This window comes from Sutterella sp. (assembly GCF_052272535.1).
Taxonomy (GTDB): Bacteria; Pseudomonadota; Gammaproteobacteria; order Burkholderiales; family Burkholderiaceae_F; genus Sutterella.
Window position 1 is genome coordinate 1 of sequence record NZ_DAVZJY010000359.1, and the last position, 1,347, is coordinate 1,347.

Annotated in this window: 1 protein-coding gene and 1 pseudogene; one reads left to right on the plus strand and one right to left on the minus strand. The window is 56.6% G+C overall.

What is annotated here, in order from left to right; translation table 11 throughout:
* Positions 1-1,177, minus strand: a 1,177-nt coding sequence (locus ACT6Y9_RS10960; protein ID WP_443744555.1) for an RNA-guided endonuclease InsQ/TnpB family protein, incomplete at its 3' end; no start/stop codon positions are given.
* A 68-nt stretch (positions 1,178-1,245) separates the two neighbouring features.
* Here ACT6Y9_RS10960 and ACT6Y9_RS10965 point away from each other — a divergent pair.
* Positions 1,246-1,347 (plus strand): annotated as a pseudogene (locus ACT6Y9_RS10965) (IS200/IS605 family transposase); the annotation flags it as partial.

Below are 1,347 nucleotides of genomic sequence, written 5' to 3' on the forward strand. Positions count from 1 at the left end.
GGGTCTTACACTGTCTCGACGAGCATTGAGACGTAGGAGCGGACTCTGTACGCCTCCGGACGGACAGCCCTGCCGCCCTGCATTGTCGAATGCCCTCAAGGCGGATGTTCTTCGCCGCGTTCACGTCCCGGTCGTGATGCGTCCCGCACTTGGGACACGTCCACTCCCGCGTGGAGAGCTTGAGTTCTTCAAGCTTGTTTCCACAGACGCTGCACAGCTTGGAGGACGGGAAGAAAGTGTCGATCTGCACGAATCTTTTCCCCTTCCTCTTCGCCTTGTAGGCACACTTGCGCAGAAGACCCCCAAGGGCGGCGTCGGCAAGCGAGCCGGCCAGACGGTGGTTCTTCTGCATGTTGGTGATCTTCAAACTCTCCGCTGCCACTACTTGGTTTTCGTCAATGACGCGCTTCGAGACCTTGTGCTGATGGTCCTCCCGCTGATTGCGAATCTTGCGCTCATGCCGGGCCAGACGCTTTCTGGCCTTGCTCCGGCGTCGACTGCCGATCTTTTTGCGGGAGAGCGACTTCTTCAATTTTCTCGTCTTTCTTGCCGCCTTCCTGAGCGGCTTCGGATTCTCCGTCTTGTTGCCGTTGGAGTCGATCGTCAAGTTCTTGAGGCCGACGTCGATGCCGATGATCTCATCCTCGAAGACCTCCTTGACGGGTTCGGGCTCGGGACGCCCGTCGTCGTAGAGAACGGCGGCGTAGTACTCGCCCGACGTTTCATACGTGATCGTGATGGACTTCAACTTCCCCATCACGGGACGATGAATCTTTGCTCGGATCGGGTCCATCTTCGGAATCTTGACCCAGTTCTCTCCGACTGAAACGCTGGTGCAGTGATAGCTCGACTGCCGCCCATTGCGGGTCTTGAAGTGCGGCTTGCCCGCCTTTTTGTCAAAGAAGCGGCTGTAGGCCTTCTGAAGATTCCGCAGCGACTCCTGCAATGCCATCGAGTCGTAGAGCTTGAGCCAGGCATACCTCGGAGAGCGCTTCGCACGCGCGATGAGCGGCTTCAGGTCGTGAATGACCGAGAGTGATGCACCGTACCGCTTGTACCACCGCTCCTTGAGCGCGAGCGCCTTGTTCCAACAGAAACGCACGGCGCCGAACTGCGCCCAGAGGAACTGCCTCTGGGACGCATTCGGATAGATGCGGAACTTGTCGGCGCAAAGCATGGCGGTCAAAATCGAATTTGATGTTGTTTATTATTATACTATCATTATCTTTAATATGGGAGGCATACATGTTTTCAGACTATGACCGGCGTCGGCACAGCGTGACGAAGCTCTGCGTCCACCTCATCTTCACAACCAAATACCGCCGCAAGGTGATGACACCGGAAATA